Source organism: Paenibacillus sp. MMO-58, from assembly GCF_037146255.1.
Lineage (GTDB): Bacteria > Bacillota > Bacilli > Paenibacillales > Paenibacillaceae > Pristimantibacillus.
In genome coordinates this window covers 77,255-92,868 of sequence record NZ_JBBCVY010000003.1, presented here as the reverse complement: position 1 = coordinate 92,868, position 15,614 = coordinate 77,255, and the positions used below count along the sequence as shown (strand labels likewise).

General features: G+C 49.4%; 17 protein-coding genes. 8 read left to right on the top strand and 9 right to left on the bottom strand.

Annotation, left to right across the window (positions count from 1 at the left end):
* Nucleotides 1-36 precede the first annotated feature (36 nt).
* The 7 genes from WFJ73_RS11455 (at nucleotide 37) to yjcZ (ending at nucleotide 4,674) form a co-directional block, all read left to right on the top strand.
* Nucleotides 37-1,044, top strand: a complete 1,008-nt coding sequence (locus tag WFJ73_RS11455) for a phosphate/phosphite/phosphonate ABC transporter substrate-binding protein (protein WP_336773181.1) — start codon at nucleotides 37-39, stop codon at nucleotides 1,042-1,044.
* Between the two features lie 116 nt (nucleotides 1,045-1,160).
* Complete coding sequence (gene phnC / locus WFJ73_RS11450; RefSeq protein WP_336773180.1) at nucleotides 1,161-1,934, top strand: phosphonate ABC transporter ATP-binding protein; 774 nt, start codon at nucleotides 1,161-1,163, stop codon at nucleotides 1,932-1,934.
* Entirely contained in the window at nucleotides 1,931-2,746 is an 816-nt protein-coding gene (phnE, locus tag WFJ73_RS11445; RefSeq protein WP_336773179.1) for a phosphonate ABC transporter, permease protein PhnE, read from the top strand. Before phnC ends, phnE (WFJ73_RS11445) begins: the two co-directional genes overlap by 4 nt.
* Nucleotides 2,743-3,537: a phosphonate ABC transporter, permease protein PhnE gene (gene phnE, locus WFJ73_RS11440; RefSeq protein WP_336773178.1), complete on the top strand. Its 795-nt coding sequence runs from the start codon at nucleotides 2,743-2,745 to the stop codon at nucleotides 3,535-3,537. The genes phnE (WFJ73_RS11445) and phnE (WFJ73_RS11440) overlap by 4 nt, the downstream gene beginning before the upstream one ends.
* Before the next feature lie 162 nt (nucleotides 3,538-3,699).
* On the top strand, nucleotides 3,700-3,867 hold the full coding sequence (locus tag WFJ73_RS11435) for a hypothetical protein (RefSeq protein WP_164775558.1): 168 nt from the start codon (nucleotides 3,700-3,702) through the stop codon (nucleotides 3,865-3,867).
* Between the two features lie 270 nt (nucleotides 3,868-4,137).
* A complete protein-coding gene (locus WFJ73_RS11430) occupies nucleotides 4,138-4,305 on the top strand; it encodes a hypothetical protein (protein ID WP_015844391.1) in 168 nt (55 codons plus the stop codon).
* Nucleotides 4,306-4,554: 249 nt separating this feature from the next.
* Nucleotides 4,555-4,674, top strand: a complete 120-nt coding sequence (gene yjcZ, locus WFJ73_RS11425) for a sporulation protein YjcZ (RefSeq protein WP_127496725.1) — start codon at nucleotides 4,555-4,557, stop codon at nucleotides 4,672-4,674.
* Between the two features lie 155 nt (nucleotides 4,675-4,829).
* Here yjcZ and WFJ73_RS11420 read toward each other — a convergent pair whose 3' ends face one another.
* From WFJ73_RS11420 to WFJ73_RS11400, 5 genes are all read right to left on the bottom strand, one after another.
* Nucleotides 4,830-5,612: an SDR family oxidoreductase gene (locus tag WFJ73_RS11420; RefSeq protein ID WP_336773177.1), complete on the bottom strand. Its 783-nt coding sequence runs from the start codon at nucleotides 5,610-5,612 to the stop codon at nucleotides 4,830-4,832.
* A 129-nt stretch (nucleotides 5,613-5,741) separates the two neighbouring features.
* Nucleotides 5,742-6,635 carry a DUF3298 and DUF4163 domain-containing protein gene (locus WFJ73_RS11415; RefSeq protein WP_336773176.1) on the bottom strand — a complete coding sequence of 298 codons (894 nt, stop codon included), beginning with the start codon at nucleotides 6,633-6,635 and terminating at the stop codon, nucleotides 5,742-5,744.
* Nucleotides 6,632-7,138, bottom strand: a complete 507-nt coding sequence (locus WFJ73_RS11410) for an RNA polymerase sigma factor (RefSeq protein ID WP_336773175.1) — start codon at nucleotides 7,136-7,138, stop codon at nucleotides 6,632-6,634. The genes WFJ73_RS11415 and WFJ73_RS11410 overlap by 4 nt, the downstream gene beginning before the upstream one ends.
* Before the next feature lie 27 nt (nucleotides 7,139-7,165).
* Complete coding sequence (locus WFJ73_RS11405) at nucleotides 7,166-9,196, bottom strand: acyltransferase family protein (protein ID WP_336773174.1); 2,031 nt, start codon at nucleotides 9,194-9,196, stop codon at nucleotides 7,166-7,168.
* Nucleotides 9,197-9,329: 133 nt separating this feature from the next.
* Nucleotides 9,330-10,769 carry an aminotransferase-like domain-containing protein gene (locus WFJ73_RS11400; RefSeq protein WP_336773173.1) on the bottom strand — a complete coding sequence of 480 codons (1,440 nt, stop codon included), beginning with the start codon at nucleotides 10,767-10,769 and terminating at the stop codon, nucleotides 9,330-9,332.
* A 125-nt stretch (nucleotides 10,770-10,894) separates the two neighbouring features.
* Between WFJ73_RS11400 and WFJ73_RS11395 the strand changes: the two genes are divergently transcribed.
* Nucleotides 10,895-11,500 carry a LysE/ArgO family amino acid transporter gene (locus WFJ73_RS11395; protein WP_336773172.1) on the top strand — a complete coding sequence of 202 codons (606 nt, stop codon included), beginning with the start codon at nucleotides 10,895-10,897 and terminating at the stop codon, nucleotides 11,498-11,500.
* 39 nt (nucleotides 11,501-11,539) lie between these two features.
* Here WFJ73_RS11395 and WFJ73_RS11390 read toward each other — a convergent pair whose 3' ends face one another.
* From WFJ73_RS11390 to WFJ73_RS11375, 4 genes are read right to left on the bottom strand one after another with little or no spacing between them, the layout of a single operon-like run.
* Nucleotides 11,540-12,766, bottom strand: coding sequence for a Ger(x)C family spore germination protein (locus tag WFJ73_RS11390; protein ID WP_336773171.1), 1,227 nt, complete (start codon nucleotides 12,764-12,766; stop codon nucleotides 11,540-11,542).
* Entirely contained in the window at nucleotides 12,763-14,172 is a 1,410-nt protein-coding gene (locus tag WFJ73_RS11385) for a spore germination protein (protein ID WP_336773170.1), read from the bottom strand. The genes WFJ73_RS11390 and WFJ73_RS11385 overlap by 4 nt, the downstream gene beginning before the upstream one ends.
* Nucleotides 14,169-15,263 (bottom strand): GerAB/ArcD/ProY family transporter, encoded by a 1,095-nt coding sequence (locus tag WFJ73_RS11380; protein WP_336773169.1) that lies wholly within the window; start codon nucleotides 15,261-15,263, stop codon nucleotides 14,169-14,171. The genes WFJ73_RS11385 and WFJ73_RS11380 overlap by 4 nt, the downstream gene beginning before the upstream one ends.
* On the bottom strand, nucleotides 15,244-15,513 hold the full coding sequence (locus tag WFJ73_RS11375; protein ID WP_336773168.1) for a hypothetical protein: 270 nt from the start codon (nucleotides 15,511-15,513) through the stop codon (nucleotides 15,244-15,246). Before WFJ73_RS11375 ends, WFJ73_RS11380 begins: the two co-directional genes overlap by 20 nt.
* Nucleotides 15,514-15,614 lie beyond the last annotated feature (101 nt).

Genomic DNA, 15,614 nt, shown 5'->3' with positions numbered 1-15,614 from the left:
TATTAAAAATATAGAAACTTTTGGAGGGTTTTGGAAGTGAAGAAACTGCATCTGATCGTCTTACCACTGTTACTGCTCGCTTTACTGGTTAGCGCCTGCGGTAACAACAGCAACTCGAACGCAAGCAACAATGCTGCGAACTCTGCAAGCCCGGCAAACGAAGCTTCAACCGAGCCGTCCATAGCTCCTACGCCAGAAGAAAGCAAAGCTCCGGAAGGTTATGTGCCAACTGAACTGACTGTCCAATTCGTTCCTTCGCAAAACGCGGATACGCTCGAAGCGAAAGCAAAGCCGCTTGAAAAGCTGCTTAGCGATAAGCTTGGCATTCCGGTAAAAGTAAGCGTATCGACCGACTACAACACGATCATCGAGGCTATGGCTTCGAAAAAAGTAGACGTGGGCTTCCTGCCTCCAACAGCTTACGTGCTGGCAAAAGAAAAAGGCGCAGCTGAAGTTATGCTGCAAGCACAACGCTTTGGCGTAGACGACGCTACCGGCGCTCCTACTACGGAGCTGGTAGACAGCTACAAGTCGATGATTATCGTGAAGAAAGATTCGCCAATCAAAACGGTTGCGGATCTGAAAGGCAAAAAGATCGCTTATCAAAACGTTACTTCCTCTGCAGGATTTGTATGGCCGGCTGCTGCGCTGATGGATGCAGGTCTTGACCCGCTGAAGGACGTTCAACCGGTTACCGTAAAAGGCCATGACCAAGGCGTTCTCGCCGTTCTGAACGGCGACGTGGATGCAGCTGCTATTTTCCAGGATGCACGCACGCTTGTATCGAAGGACTATCCGAAAGTATTTGAAGATACCCGCGTCCTTACTTTTACGGAACCAATTCCTAACGATACCATCAGCGTTCGGTCGGACATGAATGCGGATTGGGTCGCTAAAATTCAGCAAGCTTTCATCGATATCGGTACTGACCCGGAAGGTCACCAAATTATTTTCGACGTATACTCGCACCAAGGTTATGTAAAATCGGATGACAGCGTATTTGACATCGTACGCCAATACAACGAAAAAGTAAAAACCGAGTAGTCTTCCAGTCCTCGTCGACTGACGCCAACTAAGGCATCGGACAAGCCAGTACAACGCCGCCCGCGGCTTGTACTGGCTTGTCCCGTTACCGAAACTTTCTAAAAGGATGGGTTCCCATGATCGAGCTTCGCCAAGTATCGAAAATTTACCCGAACCAGACCAAAGGGTTAAACCATATCGACTTGACCATTCAAGAAGGAGAATTTATCGCGATTGTCGGTTTGTCTGGCGCCGGCAAATCTACCCTCCTCCGCTCCATTAACCGGCTTCATGATATTTCCGAAGGCGATATCCTGATCAACGGTCAATCGATTACAAAAGCAAAAGGCAAAAAGCTTCGATTAATCCGCCGGGATATCGGCATGATTTTCCAAAGCTTTAATCTGGTCAAAAGATCTTCCGTATTGCGCAATGTATTAGCCGGAAGGGTTGGCTATCACTCTACCCTCCGGACCTTAACCGGCCGATTCCCGCAGAAGGATATCGATCTGGCATTTGAAGCGCTTGGCCGGGTTAACATTATGGAAAAAGCGTATTCCCGCGCGGATGAGCTGTCCGGCGGCCAGCAGCAGCGCGTCGCGATTGCCCGCGTTCTGGCTCAGGAAGCAAAAATCATTTTGGCCGATGAGCCCGTCGCTTCCTTGGATCCTCTAACGACCAAACAAGTTATGGACGATTTGAAAAAGATCAATCAGGAGCTTGGCATTACGACGATCGTGAACCTCCATTTTATCGATCTGGCCAGAACGTATGCCACCCGGATTATCGGCCTCCGTGCAGGCGAGGTCGTCTTTGACGGTCCCGTAGCGGAAGCGACGGACGAGCGGTTTGCCGAAATTTATGGCCGCCCGCCCCAGCGGGATGAGCTGCTTGGAGAGGTCGTCGTATGAGTCATCACGTGAATACCAAGCCGGCAACGGCCCAAAAGTCAGCGCGTCCTAAGCCGCCAAGCCGGATCAAGCATTATTTGACCATCGTATTAATTCTTGTTCTGCTCTGGGCAAGCAGCAAACAAACCGAAGCTTCCCTTCCCGAGCTTATTACCGGCATGCCCAATATGTGGGATCTGCTGAAGGAAATGTTCCCGCCGCGTTGGAGCTACTTCGACAACATTGTTCACGGCATGCTGGAAACGATTCGCATGGCACTGATCGGCACAACGATTGGCGCGATATTGTCTATTCCCGTTTCCCTGCTTTGCGCGGCTAATCTGACGCGTTCCCGTTGGCTTTATTATCCGTCCCGATTTCTTCTTAATCTGGTTCGTACGGTACCGGACCTGCTTCTTGCCGCGATCTTCGTGTCCGTCTTTGGTTTGGGTCCCATTCCCGGGATATTGGCTTTGACCGTGTTCTCGGTTGGCCTCATCTCCAAGCTGACCTACGAGCTGATTGAAACAATCGACCACGGACCTCTTGAAGCTTTAACGGCAGCCGGAGGCAACTTTGCGCAAAAAATCGTGTACGGCGTTGTCCCGCAAATCCAGGCGAACTTTATGTCCTTTGTACTCTATACCTTCGAGATTAACGTCCGTGCCGCCGCCGTATTGGGTCTTGTTGGCGCAGGCGGCATCGGTCTTTATTACGAAGCAACGCTTGGCTTCCTGGAGTACGACAAGACAAGCGTCATTATCCTCTTTACGCTTGCGGTAGTTCTTGTCATCGACTATGCCAGCACGAAGCTAAGGGAGAGACTGTTATGAATAACATCATCATTCAAAAGCCGAAAAAAAGTCCCTATCGCTGGCTGATCTATATCGCCCTGCTTGCTGTCTATGTCTGGGCATTCAGCGGCGTACCTTTTACAGGCATTAAAGAAACCGCCGGAACCATTATGAAATCCATCCTGACGGGACTTTTTGAGCCCGATTGGGATTATGTTTATTTGCCGGATGGCGAGGATTTACTGCGGGGATTGCTGGATACGCTGGCTATCTCCGTTCTAGGTACGATTATTTCTGCGGTGGTCAGCTTCCCATTTGCCTTCTGGGCGGCCAGAAATATGAGCAGGTTCCGGACAATCTCGGGATCGGGAAAAGTCGTTCTGAGCTTTGTGCGCACCTTCCCCGAGCTGGTTATGGCCCTCCTCTTTATCAAAGCCGTAGGTCCGGGCTCGTTCGCAGGCGTTCTTGCTCTCGGCATTCATTCCGTCGGCATGCTTAGCAAGCTGTATGCGGAAGAGATCGAGAGTATCGACCGCGGTCCTTCCGAAGCCTTGCTAGCATCCGGCGCCAATCGCTTCCAGCAATTATGGTTTGCCGTGCTTCCGCAAGTGCTGCCAAGCTTTTTGTCCTATACGTTATACCGGTTCGAGATTAACGTCCGTTCAGCGACCATCCTTGGCTTTATCGGAGCTGGCGGAATCGGCACGCCGCTCATCTTTGCTTTAAGCACGCGCCATTGGGACCGGGTCGGAATTATCCTGCTTGGGATTATCGTCATGATCACCGTCATTGACCTTATTTCCGGCGCGATCCGCCGGAAGCTCGTATAATTGGTAAAGGTCAGTTCCATCAGTGGAACTGACCTTTGCTTTTAAACTGGATGGGTAAATCTCATACCCCGGCTTTTGTACCGGAGGGGCAAATACCCAAGCATATCTCCTCCCCTCACATATATTGAAGAATACTCCAGACGTAAGGAGGTGTTGTGAATTATGTCAGGACTTGGCCATGGTTTTAACAGTGTTGGTTCAATTCTTGTGCTGTTCATCTTGCTGGTGATCATCGTCTGCGGTTGCGGATTTGTAGGCGGTTGGGGTGGCGGCTGCGGCGGCGGTTACCCAGGAGTTGGAGGCGTAGGTACAGGTAAAGGTTACTACTAATCCATGCAGCAACTGCCTCCATGCATGCTGATGAATGTAATCCTTTAAATAGATGCAGCTGACAGAAGACCCCTCGGCGTGGTCTTCTGTTTGTTGTGCCTGCCGGTCAATCATACTGACTGGCGCCGCCCCCAATGTCGATCATCCCCTTACCTCTGTACCGGAGGGACAAATGGAATTGGTTAAATGCCTCGGAGGCAAATACCCAAGCACATCCGCTTCCCGCTCATATATTAAAGTATATCCAGACGTAAGGAGGTGTTGTGAATTATGTCAGGACTTGGCCATGGTTTTAACAATGTTGGTTCAATTCTTGTGCTGTTCATCTTGCTGGTGATCATCGTCTGCGGTTGTGGATTTGTAGGCGGTTGGGGTGGCGGCTGCGGCGGCGGTTACCCAGGAGTTGGAGGCGTAGGTACAGGTAAAGGTTACTACTAATTAATAAAGCATCATGCCTCCATGCATGCTGATGAATGTAATTCTTTAAATATATGCAAGCGGACAGAAGGCCCCTATACGGGGTCTTCTGTCCGCTTGCGCCTGGCTTGTCATTCTTCCTATCAGGAGATTCATCCTAGCATGACGATTGCAAATAGTCTCTTATCTACGAGATAGAGGTCCAAGCACTTGCAAACATAGAAGCATAATCTATAGTGTATTCTAAATTACTAGGAGGTTTTATTCTTAATGGCATCTTCCGGTTTCATTCTTGTTCTGTTCATCCTGTTGGTCATTATCGCTTGTAGCTGTGGTATCTTTGGTGGTGGCTGCTCTTCTTACGGCGGATATCGGGATAAAAAAAGCTAAGACAACTGGCTAGCGACTTTCATAAAATAGCGTTGCAGAGAGTTATCCCTGCAACGCTATTTTTCGTTTTTCCTTTCATAATCAGGTTAAAGCAGACGGAGCATTCAAATGATTCTGGAGAAAGGCGTCATTGGCATGACTTATGAGCACCCTTTTTATTTTCCGGATTCCGCATGCATGGCATCGACCGATTTACTCATCAGCTTGAATATAAAATTAGGCGCCATCCGGCTCATCAGCTTGAGCAGATTGCTTTGCCCCGGACGAATTTCAAGCTGATCCTTTTCCATCGCTTTAAGGACATGACTAACAAGCACGGATACTTCCATCGCTGCGCTGCCTTTCATATCATTGGCTTCAAACGCGTCAACCAGCGTTGTTTTCGTGAGCGGCGGAGCAAGCTCAAATACCTGAACCTTCGTATTCTTGAGCTGGACCCTCAAAGAGCGGGTGAAGGAATGAATACCGGCTTTTGTAGCGCCGTACACGGGCGAGATCGCGAAAGGAACAAACGCCAATGCGGATGAGACATTCATGATAGCTGCGGATGGCTGCTTCAGCAAATGGGGCAGGAACTGGTTAACCATTCGGACCGGTCCGCTCAGGTTCGTCTCGATCTCGCGGCTGATGTCGAGAAGATCAACTTCCTTCTGCTGCAGATTGATTTTACGCATCAGGCCTGCATTATTAATAAGCATATTAAGCTCCGGGAATTGAACGATTACGCTGTTATACAATTTCGCGATAGCATCCGGATCCGTAACATCGCACGGGAACGCATGAAGCTTCGGGTATTGTGCTTTCGCCTGCTCGAGCTTGGCCTTATCCCGGCCAGACACGATAACCGTATTGCCGAGGGCAGATAAGCGGTTAGCCAACTCGAGACCGATGCCGGAAGCTCCGCCGGTAATAAGAATGGTATTGGAATGAAGTTTCATTGGTTTAGTCCTTTCGCTTGTGAACTTTATCGGCTGTATTTTACCATCACTAGCCCCGACTTGTCACCAGAATCAGGAATTGCGCCAACAAAACAAAACAGAGGAGCATCATGCCCCTCTGCTTGTCCCTTACTTGATATAATGGTTGCTGACGAGATCGCCTTGGATGGCGTCTGTCGGAATAACGAATTCAGGCAGGCCCATGGAGCCCGGAGCAACCTCATATTTATTAAAGACGATAACCAGCTTGCCTTCCTTGTTAATATAGAAGCTCTGATCCTTTTTGATCGACGAGAACGACTCCTCTATCGGAATATAGTCCGTTGCTCCCGCAATCCAATAGATCTTGCCGTCATCGCCTTTCATCTGCTCTTTCATTTGGGCTATGATGTTCTCGCTGACCAGCTTCAGATACTGATCATCCTTGAACAGCATCGGCAAAGTAATCAGTCTTTGGTTCTTCTTGTCAATGGTATCAAACTGCATCACCGTGGAAGAAGATGCGGCAGTCTGAAGAATATAACGGCCTATAGACAAAATCGTATCGTTATCCGTCTTCACTTCATATCCGGCATCTATACCTACATGAGCGTTGTTTAAACCTTGCTTCTTCAGTTCTTCAATATCTGCCTGGAATTGGTCATATAAGGCTTTACTCTCGGCCAAATACTTCTGATTAAGCCCAAGCTGCAGCTCCTTGTTCTCCATATTCGTTATCGCCGGTACTTTGATGTTGGCTTCGTAATTGGACTCCTTCACCTTGAACTCCTGCAAGGTCAGCACTTTGATAATCCGTTCCACGCCAGGAATGGAAGCAAGAGCGTTCGCAACCGTTGTACTGGCGTTAATCGCAATCAGAAATACGAGTATCGCTGCCGCTACCGTCATCCCTTTCACCTTCAAACGTTTCGCCTTGCGGGTATGCAGGGCTTGTCTGATGGAACGGTTAACGATAAGATCCAGCTCCTCCGGAATCGGTACCGACTGATACTCCTTCCGCAGATGCTCTAATATATCACTCATCCATTAGTCTCCTTTAAGGAAGAATCCTTCAGCTTCATGCGAAGCAGTCTCAACGCTTGATACAACCTTGTTTTGACCGTATTCACATTCTCGCGAAGCACCTCCGCCACCTCTTCGATCTTCATATCCTCGAAGTAGCGGAGGACAACAACTTCCCGGTATTTAGGGGGCAAATCCGCGAGTGTCCTGACCAGATCGATGTCCATATAGGAATCCTCTGCGCCTAAAGCGTAAAATTCCAGCTTTTCCTGGTCCATCGGATGAACTCTCTTGTGCTTGCGCAAGAAATCCAAAGAGGTGTTCACAACGATACGGTAAAACCAGCTTTTCACCACTGTGGAATCCTTGAGCAGCTCGATACTGGTCATGGCTTTATAAATCGAGTCCTGAACAATATCGAGCGCATCCTCTTTATTTTTGACATAGCTATATGCCAGCCGGTAAATGTTTTCCTTGTTTTCTGTAATGCAATTGGTCAATATTTGTTCGGACTTACTGTTCATGGCCGGCATACCCTTCTCTATATATGGTCACTGTGAGATCGCATCGATAAGCACGGACGCATAAAACTCTGCGCCGTCGCGCTTCAAATGAACGCCATCCTTCGCGAAATAATCTTCCTTCCCTTCGCTTGCAGAATACCAGTCTACTATGGTTACATTGCTGTATGCCTTAGCAACTTCTGGAAGCATCTGATTTACTGTATCCTGCCAATTCCGCGGAACACGCGTATTAACGAGATAAATATGCTCAACCTTATCAAGCGACTCGATTAACGCCTTCAGTTGCTTGTTGGTAAACGCTCCGTTGGTCCCCAGCTCTAGAACGACCGTGCTGCCCAGCGTATCATTAGCCTTCATCTGGTCGATCACGTCCTGTGCCTGCCTCATCTGACGGCCAACTTTACCATCCACGACAATGCCGGGCATTAGCTTCTCAAGGAACGGTGCAGCATCCAGAATGACGGAATCACCGATAACGGTAATTCCTTTGCCGCTTCCCGCATGGTGGACAGGCGGCTTTGTTGTTTCAACCGGCGGCTTATTCTGGTCATCCGTGCCCTTTTGCGGCGGCTCCGTAGAGTTATCCTTCGTCTCTCCTGAAGGCTTTCCGGCATCCGTTTCCGGCTCTTTGGATGGCTCCGGCGTATTCTCCGGCTTAGTCGTTTGAACAGGCTCCTTGGTTGGATCAGGTTCCTCATTTTTCGTCGGTTTGCTTGTTTCGGTATCTTTATCCGGTTTATCCGTACGATGGTCGGGAGTCGTAACGACAGCATCGTTTTCCGGCTCTTTTGTTGGAGGCGGAGTTGGCGTAGAAGGCGGTATCGATGGCTGTACGTCATCACGTTGAATATTATCGGAGACAACCGTAACCGGAGCCTGCTTGGCTTTCAGAAGCGAATTTCCGAAGCTTGGCGTAAGTAATAAAGGAATAATAATTAGAAAAGCAAGAGGCTGCACGCCAAGCCATCTGATGGATAATACCGTCCGGAATTTTGCCCGAAGCGAGCCGCGTCGAAGCGGTTCCTCCACGTATTTGTAAGACAAGGCAGCGAGCGCAAAGCTAGCCGCAATCTGGAACGCAATCAGTAACGGACCCGGGGTAACGGCCTGATTGGAAGGGTTCGTTAAAATAATAACAGGATAATGCCAAATGTATAAGCTATAAGAACGAACGCCAATCCATTTCAGCGGGCGAAGCCCCAAGACTTTGGCCAGCAAGCTGGCAGGATGTGCTAGTACGGCGATTACAATTGCAGTGAGAACCGACAGGCCCAGAAAACCGCCGCGGTATAATGAAGCATCATATTCGTTCATTAGATGCATCATGACGATAAGTGCAATCAAGCTTATGCTTCCGATGATATCCATCGAAAACCTGGACGCTTTGGACACGGCTGCATTCAGCTTATGACTCGGCCATACGACAGCCAGTGCCGCTCCAATCAAAAGACCAAACATGCGGGTATCCGTTCCATAATAGACGCGGCTTGGATCAGATCCGGGAACATACAGGAACGCCATTGCGAGTGCCGATGCGACGGCTGCGGCAAGTATCATAACGAACAGCTTGCCGCGGCGGTGGGTCAGAAGCAATAACAGCGGCCAAATCAGATAGAACTGCTCTTCAATCGACAGAGACCATAGATGTCCGATTGGGGACGGCGGGCCAAAGCTTTCGAAATACGAGACCTGATGGAAAATCAGCCACCAGTTATTAACGTAGAACAGCGATGATAAGTAGTCGCCCTGCAAATGGTTTAACCGGTCGGGATCGAGTAACAACAGCCATATGGCAACGAACAGCAGCATACAGAACATCGCAGGAAGAAGCCTGCGTGCTCTTCTTATCCAGAAGTCCTTCAAATCCAGCCTTCCGTAGCGCTGCTTCTGAATAAGGATTTGATCGGTAATGAGGTAGCCGGAGATGACAAAAAAGATGGCAACTCCAATTAATCCTCCCTGCGCCCATTTCATGTTCAGATGGTACGCGATGACGGCGAGCACCGATAAAGCCCTTAATCCGTCCAATCCCGGCATGTAACGTTTCTTGCTGTTCATGTTGTCTTCCATTGCTGTTTCCGTCCCTTACATATTAAATAATTTTGTTATGTATTCAAGACGCATCAAGCCGCCAAAAAGTTTGCACTTTTTTCATGGAAATTTTGAACAAAAAAAACAGCATCCCGTCACTTCAGGGTATGCTGTGGGCAAGCCGCTCGATTCCTATTTTCATTTGCTCGAAAGAGGCGTAAGAGTAGGACAAACGAAGATGATTTTGATCCGTTTTGTCATAGAGGTATCCGGGATTAAGCAATACTCCGTCTTTAAGAGCGGCATCGAATAAAGCGTGGATAGACAGGTCGCGTTTGAACCGTAGCCAGATATAGAACCCGCCCGTTGGCATCACCCATTCCGCCACTCCCTTCAAATAATATTCCAGCAGCTGCAGCATATAGGTGCGGCGGGCTTTCAGCTCCTTCCTCACATGGTCGAGATGCTCCCCGTACAGCCCTTGCCGAAGAAATTGCGTGACCGTCCATTGGGATAACGTGCTAGCTCCGTAATCGGACTGCATCTTCACATCGGCAAGCCGGTGGATCACCTGCTCCGGTCCAATAACCCAGCCAATCCGCAGTCCGGGACTTAACGTCTTGGACATGCTCCCGATATACAGGACCAGCCCGTTCTGGTCCTGCGATTTAAGCGGCGGAGGGGATGGTTCGTCCAGCCAGAGATCGCGGTACGCATCATCCTCCATGATCGGCAGCTTGTACTTTACGCATAATTGGTAAACTTCCCTCCTTCTGTTCAGGGACATCACCGTGCCCGTAGGGTTATGGAAGCTGGGGATGGTATACAGCAGCGTTCCTTTTCCGCTTTCCGCATAATGCTCGAGTGCGTGAGCGTCCAATCCCTCCTCATTTAAAGGCAAGCCGGTCATGCTCATGCCGGCAGACTGAAAGACTTGAAGGGATTGCAAATAAGACGGAGATTCGGTTAACACGGAAGATCCGTTCTTCAGCAGACCAAGAGCTATAAGCTGCAAAGCTTGCAGGGCTCCGGATACAATGAGTACCGAATCGGGAGATACGTTCACTCCGTAACCCGCCATATGCTTGCTGATCTCTTCCCGAAGCGAATACGAGCCGCGAGGCTCCGGATAACCAAATATGTCCGTTTGAAGCGGCAGCTGCCGGAGGATCCGGTTCATCGCCTTCGGATACAAATCGGGGGAAGGCTCCCCCGTTCCAAGCCGTATGATGTCCGGAATAAACTCGGCATGGTTGATATCCTGAATGGTCCGTTGGTTCGGCCGATGAACGCCAGCCTTTACATAGGACTCCCAATCCGGCAGCTTGGGAACCTCCCTGTCCCAGGCTGCAGCTGCGGAAACGATAGTCCCGCTGCCGCTCTTCCCTTCAATCCGCCCTTCTGCCGTCAGCTCTGCGAAAGCTTGTACGACAGTACTCCGATTCACGCCAAAAACTTGCGCGACAGCTCTTTCCGTCGGGATACGGCTGCCCGGCGGCCATTCGCCGCTTTCTATTTTTGCACGGACATAATCCGCGATTTGCCGGTATAGAGGAATTCCGTTATTCCGGACCGGCCTCCAGTTGGTTTCAAACTTCATCGGTATCCCCATTCTTTGAATCTTATATTGGTTGGTATGCAAGCCAACCGTTTGGATGGCGACAAGATTTGCTGCAGCCCTTACAATAAGTCCATATTTTCAAACAACGAAAGGCTGTGTTTCCTTTGCCATTCCTGCATGGTTTATTGCTGGCCATCGGGCTCATTCTGCCCCTTGGCGCACAAAATGTATTTATTTTCTCGCAAGGCGCGCTGCAAGCCAGATTCCGCATGGCTCTTCCGGTCGTTATTGCTGCAGCCTTATGCGATACGCTGCTGATTCTCCTAGCGATTCTCGGCGTCTCTGTACTTATTATAAACATACCCGTACTCAAAACCATTCTTATTATCGCCGGCGTACTGTTTCTTGCCTATATCGGCTGGATAACCTGGCGCTCAAACGGCGTAGCATCCTCCACCGGCGAAGCTCGCCGGTATTCCCCGCGCAAGCAGGTTATGCTCGCCATCTCGGTATCGCTCTTTAATCCCCATGCCATCATGGATACGATAGGAGTAATCGGTACCAGCTCCTTGCATTACGGCGGCCCTGCAAAAAGGATGTTCGCCATAGCCTGTATCTTCGTCTCCTGGTTGTGGTTTTTCTCTCTCGCTGCAGCCGGAAGGATACTTGGCAAGCTGGATTCCAGCGGCAGATTGATGAGGTCGATGAACAAAATCTCCGCTCTGCTTATCTGGGCATCAGCCATTATGATGATTCTAATCAATGTATAAACGGAAGAAGACCAGACAGATGCTGGTCTTCTTCTATGTTTATGGTCCAATCCCGTCCTTTTCAAGCTTTTGCGTCTTCAGATCCGGGCGGCGCAAAGTGAAATTACTGTTTATTTCCACTTCGGCTTTGCTGAATAGCGAGTCCCATTCCCTCGCGATAGGTTTGAACTTGCGGAAGTGATAGCGGTAATAGTGCTGGCCGAAGCCAAACACGTCTACGCCGAAATTTTTCTGCACATAGCTAATCGTCTTTTGCATTTCTTGGTCAACGTATTCCCGGGTCATTTCTTCAATCTTGTCATAACCCTCAATTGTCGACAGCTTAATATTCTGGTCTAGACTCGTAATCTTGCCATCCCCCTCGACATTTAGCCGAATTTTTGGCGTTTTACCATCCATCCGGACATGCATATGGGAGTGCATATGGTAGAATTGAACGGCTACGGCGCCGGGGCTTTTGGGCCCGCCATCCGATCCCGGCAAGGAAAATAAAGTGTTATAGACGTAGTCGCTTGCCAGCATGACCATACGCGTATGCTCGTTGGACAGGTACCCGATAAGCTTATCTCCGCGGAAGACGGCAGCTCCGGCCATTTTGACGACAGCAGTCGGGTAGACGGTCTTGATCGAATCGAGGGATGCGCTCTTTTCTACGTCGCCCGATATGGTAATCGCTCCGAGCATCAGCACGCGTCCTTCCGTTAACAGCGCCTGTGCAACATCGTACAAGTGACTCCGAGGAATGCCTCCGTGGACCTTCCGGTAAGTCTCCACCTGCATCTGAATCTTATACCCGGCATATTGCCCCCTTGCGTAGACCGTTCTTAGGAAATCCGATGCGGGGGAGCCCTTCCCAACCAACACTAGAACGTCTTCACGGACATACCGGTTCCGTTGAAGTACGTCCATAAACTGATCGATCCCTTCCCTTGCAAGCCGTTCATCGATAATGATAACCCGGATATGAGAGATAAGGATCATTCGCTCCAAGCTTTCGTTGATCCTTTGCGTTGCTTCGGCTATCGAATTACCTTCTTTGGAATAGACCGCAGTTGGAGTGCCGCCTTTCCCCCCTTTGCTTGGGTCCGTCTCCAGAGCATTAACGACTTCAAAGGTCACCTTGTATTTCGAATGATAGCCCGGTTCAAGCGCCATACCCGTGACAAGGGAAGACTTGTTCAGCTCGGACTGATCCCAGCATCCCGTACAAGCGGCAATCAGAGCAAGGCACAGCAAGATCATGCCACCGAATCGTATGGCGCTCATGTGACTCTCCTCTTATCCCAGCGGGAGAATAACGACAAATACGGTACGCCAAACGATTCAATGCGAGTCAACTGTACCATAAGCATCGCACAGCCCAGTACGAGACCGTATAACCCGATAACGGAGGCCAGAATAATCATCCCGAACCGGAAAAAGCGCACTTTGGAACCAAACGTATAGATTGGTGCGACAAAGCCGGAGATCGCGGTCAAGGCGACAACAATGACATTAATGTTGGAGACGACTCCGGCCTGTACCGCAGCTTCGCCAAGCACGAGTGCGCCAACAATGGAGATGGTTGGTCCAACCAGCCGGGGCATCCGCGTACCCGCTTCGCGCAATATTTCGAACGTAATTTCCATGAGCAGAATCTCGATGCTGGCCGGAAAAGGAATACCCTCCCGCTGGGCCGCGATGCTGGTCAGCAGAATGGTCGGAACCAGCTCCTGATGATAACTAGTGACCGCAATATAGAGGGCCGGGACAATAAGCGACAAGATAAACGCGAAGTAGCGGAGACAACGGGAAAAGGTTCCGATTACGAACCATTGGTACTCGTCCTCCGGCGACTTGAAGAAGTCGGTGAATAGTGACGGAACAACAAGCACAAACGGGCTGCCGTCAACAATGATAGCGATTCGTTTGTCTATCAAAGAGCTGCAAATCGCGTCCGGTCGTTCACTGTTATAGACGGTAGGAAACAGTTGAATTCCTTTTCCCTTCGAATGAAGCATCTCTTCAATCCGGCCGGAATCGAACAAGCTGTCGATATGCGAGACGTTCAGCTTTTCCCGTACCTGCTTTAGAATATGCTCCTCCACCTCGCCGTCCAAGTAGGCCATATAGACAGCTGTATGCGTCATAAAACCAAGCTCAAACTTCTCAAAGCGTAGCTTTACGTTATTGAATCTTCTGCGGATCAAGCTCATATTTGTATCCGCGGATTCCGTAAATCCTTCCTTCGGTCCGCGAACGACATTTTGCGTGGTCGGCTCGTCAATGGATCGGGAATTAAGCGTTCGAACCTCCAGAACAAGCACCTTCGGGAACCCGTCTATAAAGATGGCGGCGTTGCCAAGAACAATCTTAACCATCACCTTATCCAGGTCCACAAGCGTCTCATGCTTCAACGCGGCATAATGGACAATCTCCAGCAAATGAAAGGTCTCGTCCATGCTGACAGGCTCTTTATGCTCGGACAGAGTCAGTTCCTTCAGAACATGCTCTATGATGAAATCCGTATTGGTCATGGTAGTCAAATAGCATAAAAGCCCTTTATAGCTACCAACATCCACGGAAACTACCGCCAGATCCGCCGTATTGCCGAACACGGAAGCAAATTGTTTTTTTACGTTTTCTAAACGGTAGGACTCCTCTCCGGCAAAGCTCGTATTGTCCGTATTCATGTAGCCTCCCCTTTTCGGTAACGGATTCGGAGCAGCAGCAGCGTCAAGAACGGCACTATTAATTGAAGCGGAATATGCAGGGTATAGATGACATAAGTCAAGCCTTCCGTCAAATGCTCGGCGCTGTTGCGCGTTACTAGGATCGAGAATGCTCCTGCCAGAAGAGCAAGCGGAAAATTATATTTCCCCGTCTTTCCCTTGAAAATATGCACAAGTCCTTCCGTGCTGGCAAATAGAAAAACGGCGCATTTGAGCAGCGTTCCGAAAATAATGATGAGCGCGATGATGGCATCCATCCGCGTGATGATATTGGCAATATTGATGAGACGCGCCGCATCTAACAAAGCAAATGAAGAATATTTCTTCTCTTCGATGCCAAGCGTCCAGATTTGAATGAGATCGGAGACCGATAAAATAAGGCATGCGCTCAGGAAAGCATATAAGGTAATCCGGCGAAATCCTTTCGCGCCGCCAATCTCCTTCTGGAACACCAGGAATACGACAATTTCTCCATATGGGAACCAGATGGAGTGCTCGAAGGCAGACAATATCACCGGCCCGATTCCTTTCGATAAGAAAGGAAGCATCTGTTCCAGAATAAGCGAGCTGCTGAACATCAGAAGAATTCCAATGGCAAGCAGCATCATTAATACAATACATAGAACAAGCGAAGCAAACCGGGCTATCGCCTGAATCCCTCCGAGCGTAGCGTAGGCAACGATAAGGACGAACAACGTTGTGATCAGCGGTACGGGAGTCATGCGCAGGAGCGTGCTCATCACAAGCTCAACCATATCCCGGATATTCCGGGAAGCGATGTACAGGAAGTAGGTTGCATAGATCAGAACAAAACCTTTGCCTACGATTTTCCCCCATGCTTTTTCAAGCAGCTGATACAGCCCCATATCCTTCTGAGTAGATAACATAGCCCCGTACATGACAATAAATAGGCACGCCGGGAAGAACGCAACGATTCCGACTAACCAAGAGTCCGGGACCACGCTAGGCGTTCCGAAAATAATCGAGGTACTGAGCAGGAACACCAGCTGCATCGCGAACATATCAACAAAGTTAATTTTGCTTGGCGTCACCGTTATCCCCACTCCCCTGCTTATTCGGTTGCTTGCCAGATTTCTTTCTCAAACGTTCGGTTATATTGAAGTCTACCCATCCCCCCATCACGAACGCTGCCACAATAATATAAATGGTCGAAGTATCCGGATAGATCGGAAGCAAATGCACGAATACGTGTAAAAAAGACTGTTTAAATACAAGCATATCCAGAAAACACATAACGAGCAGGCCCATCATTGTAATGACGAACAATCCGAGGATGATCACAAAGGCACCCTCCCTAACCTTGTAGTTAATGTCATTTTGCTCCAACTGGGATGGAAATATGTACAAAAAAAAGCACCGCGGCGTAACCGAAGTTACAACCG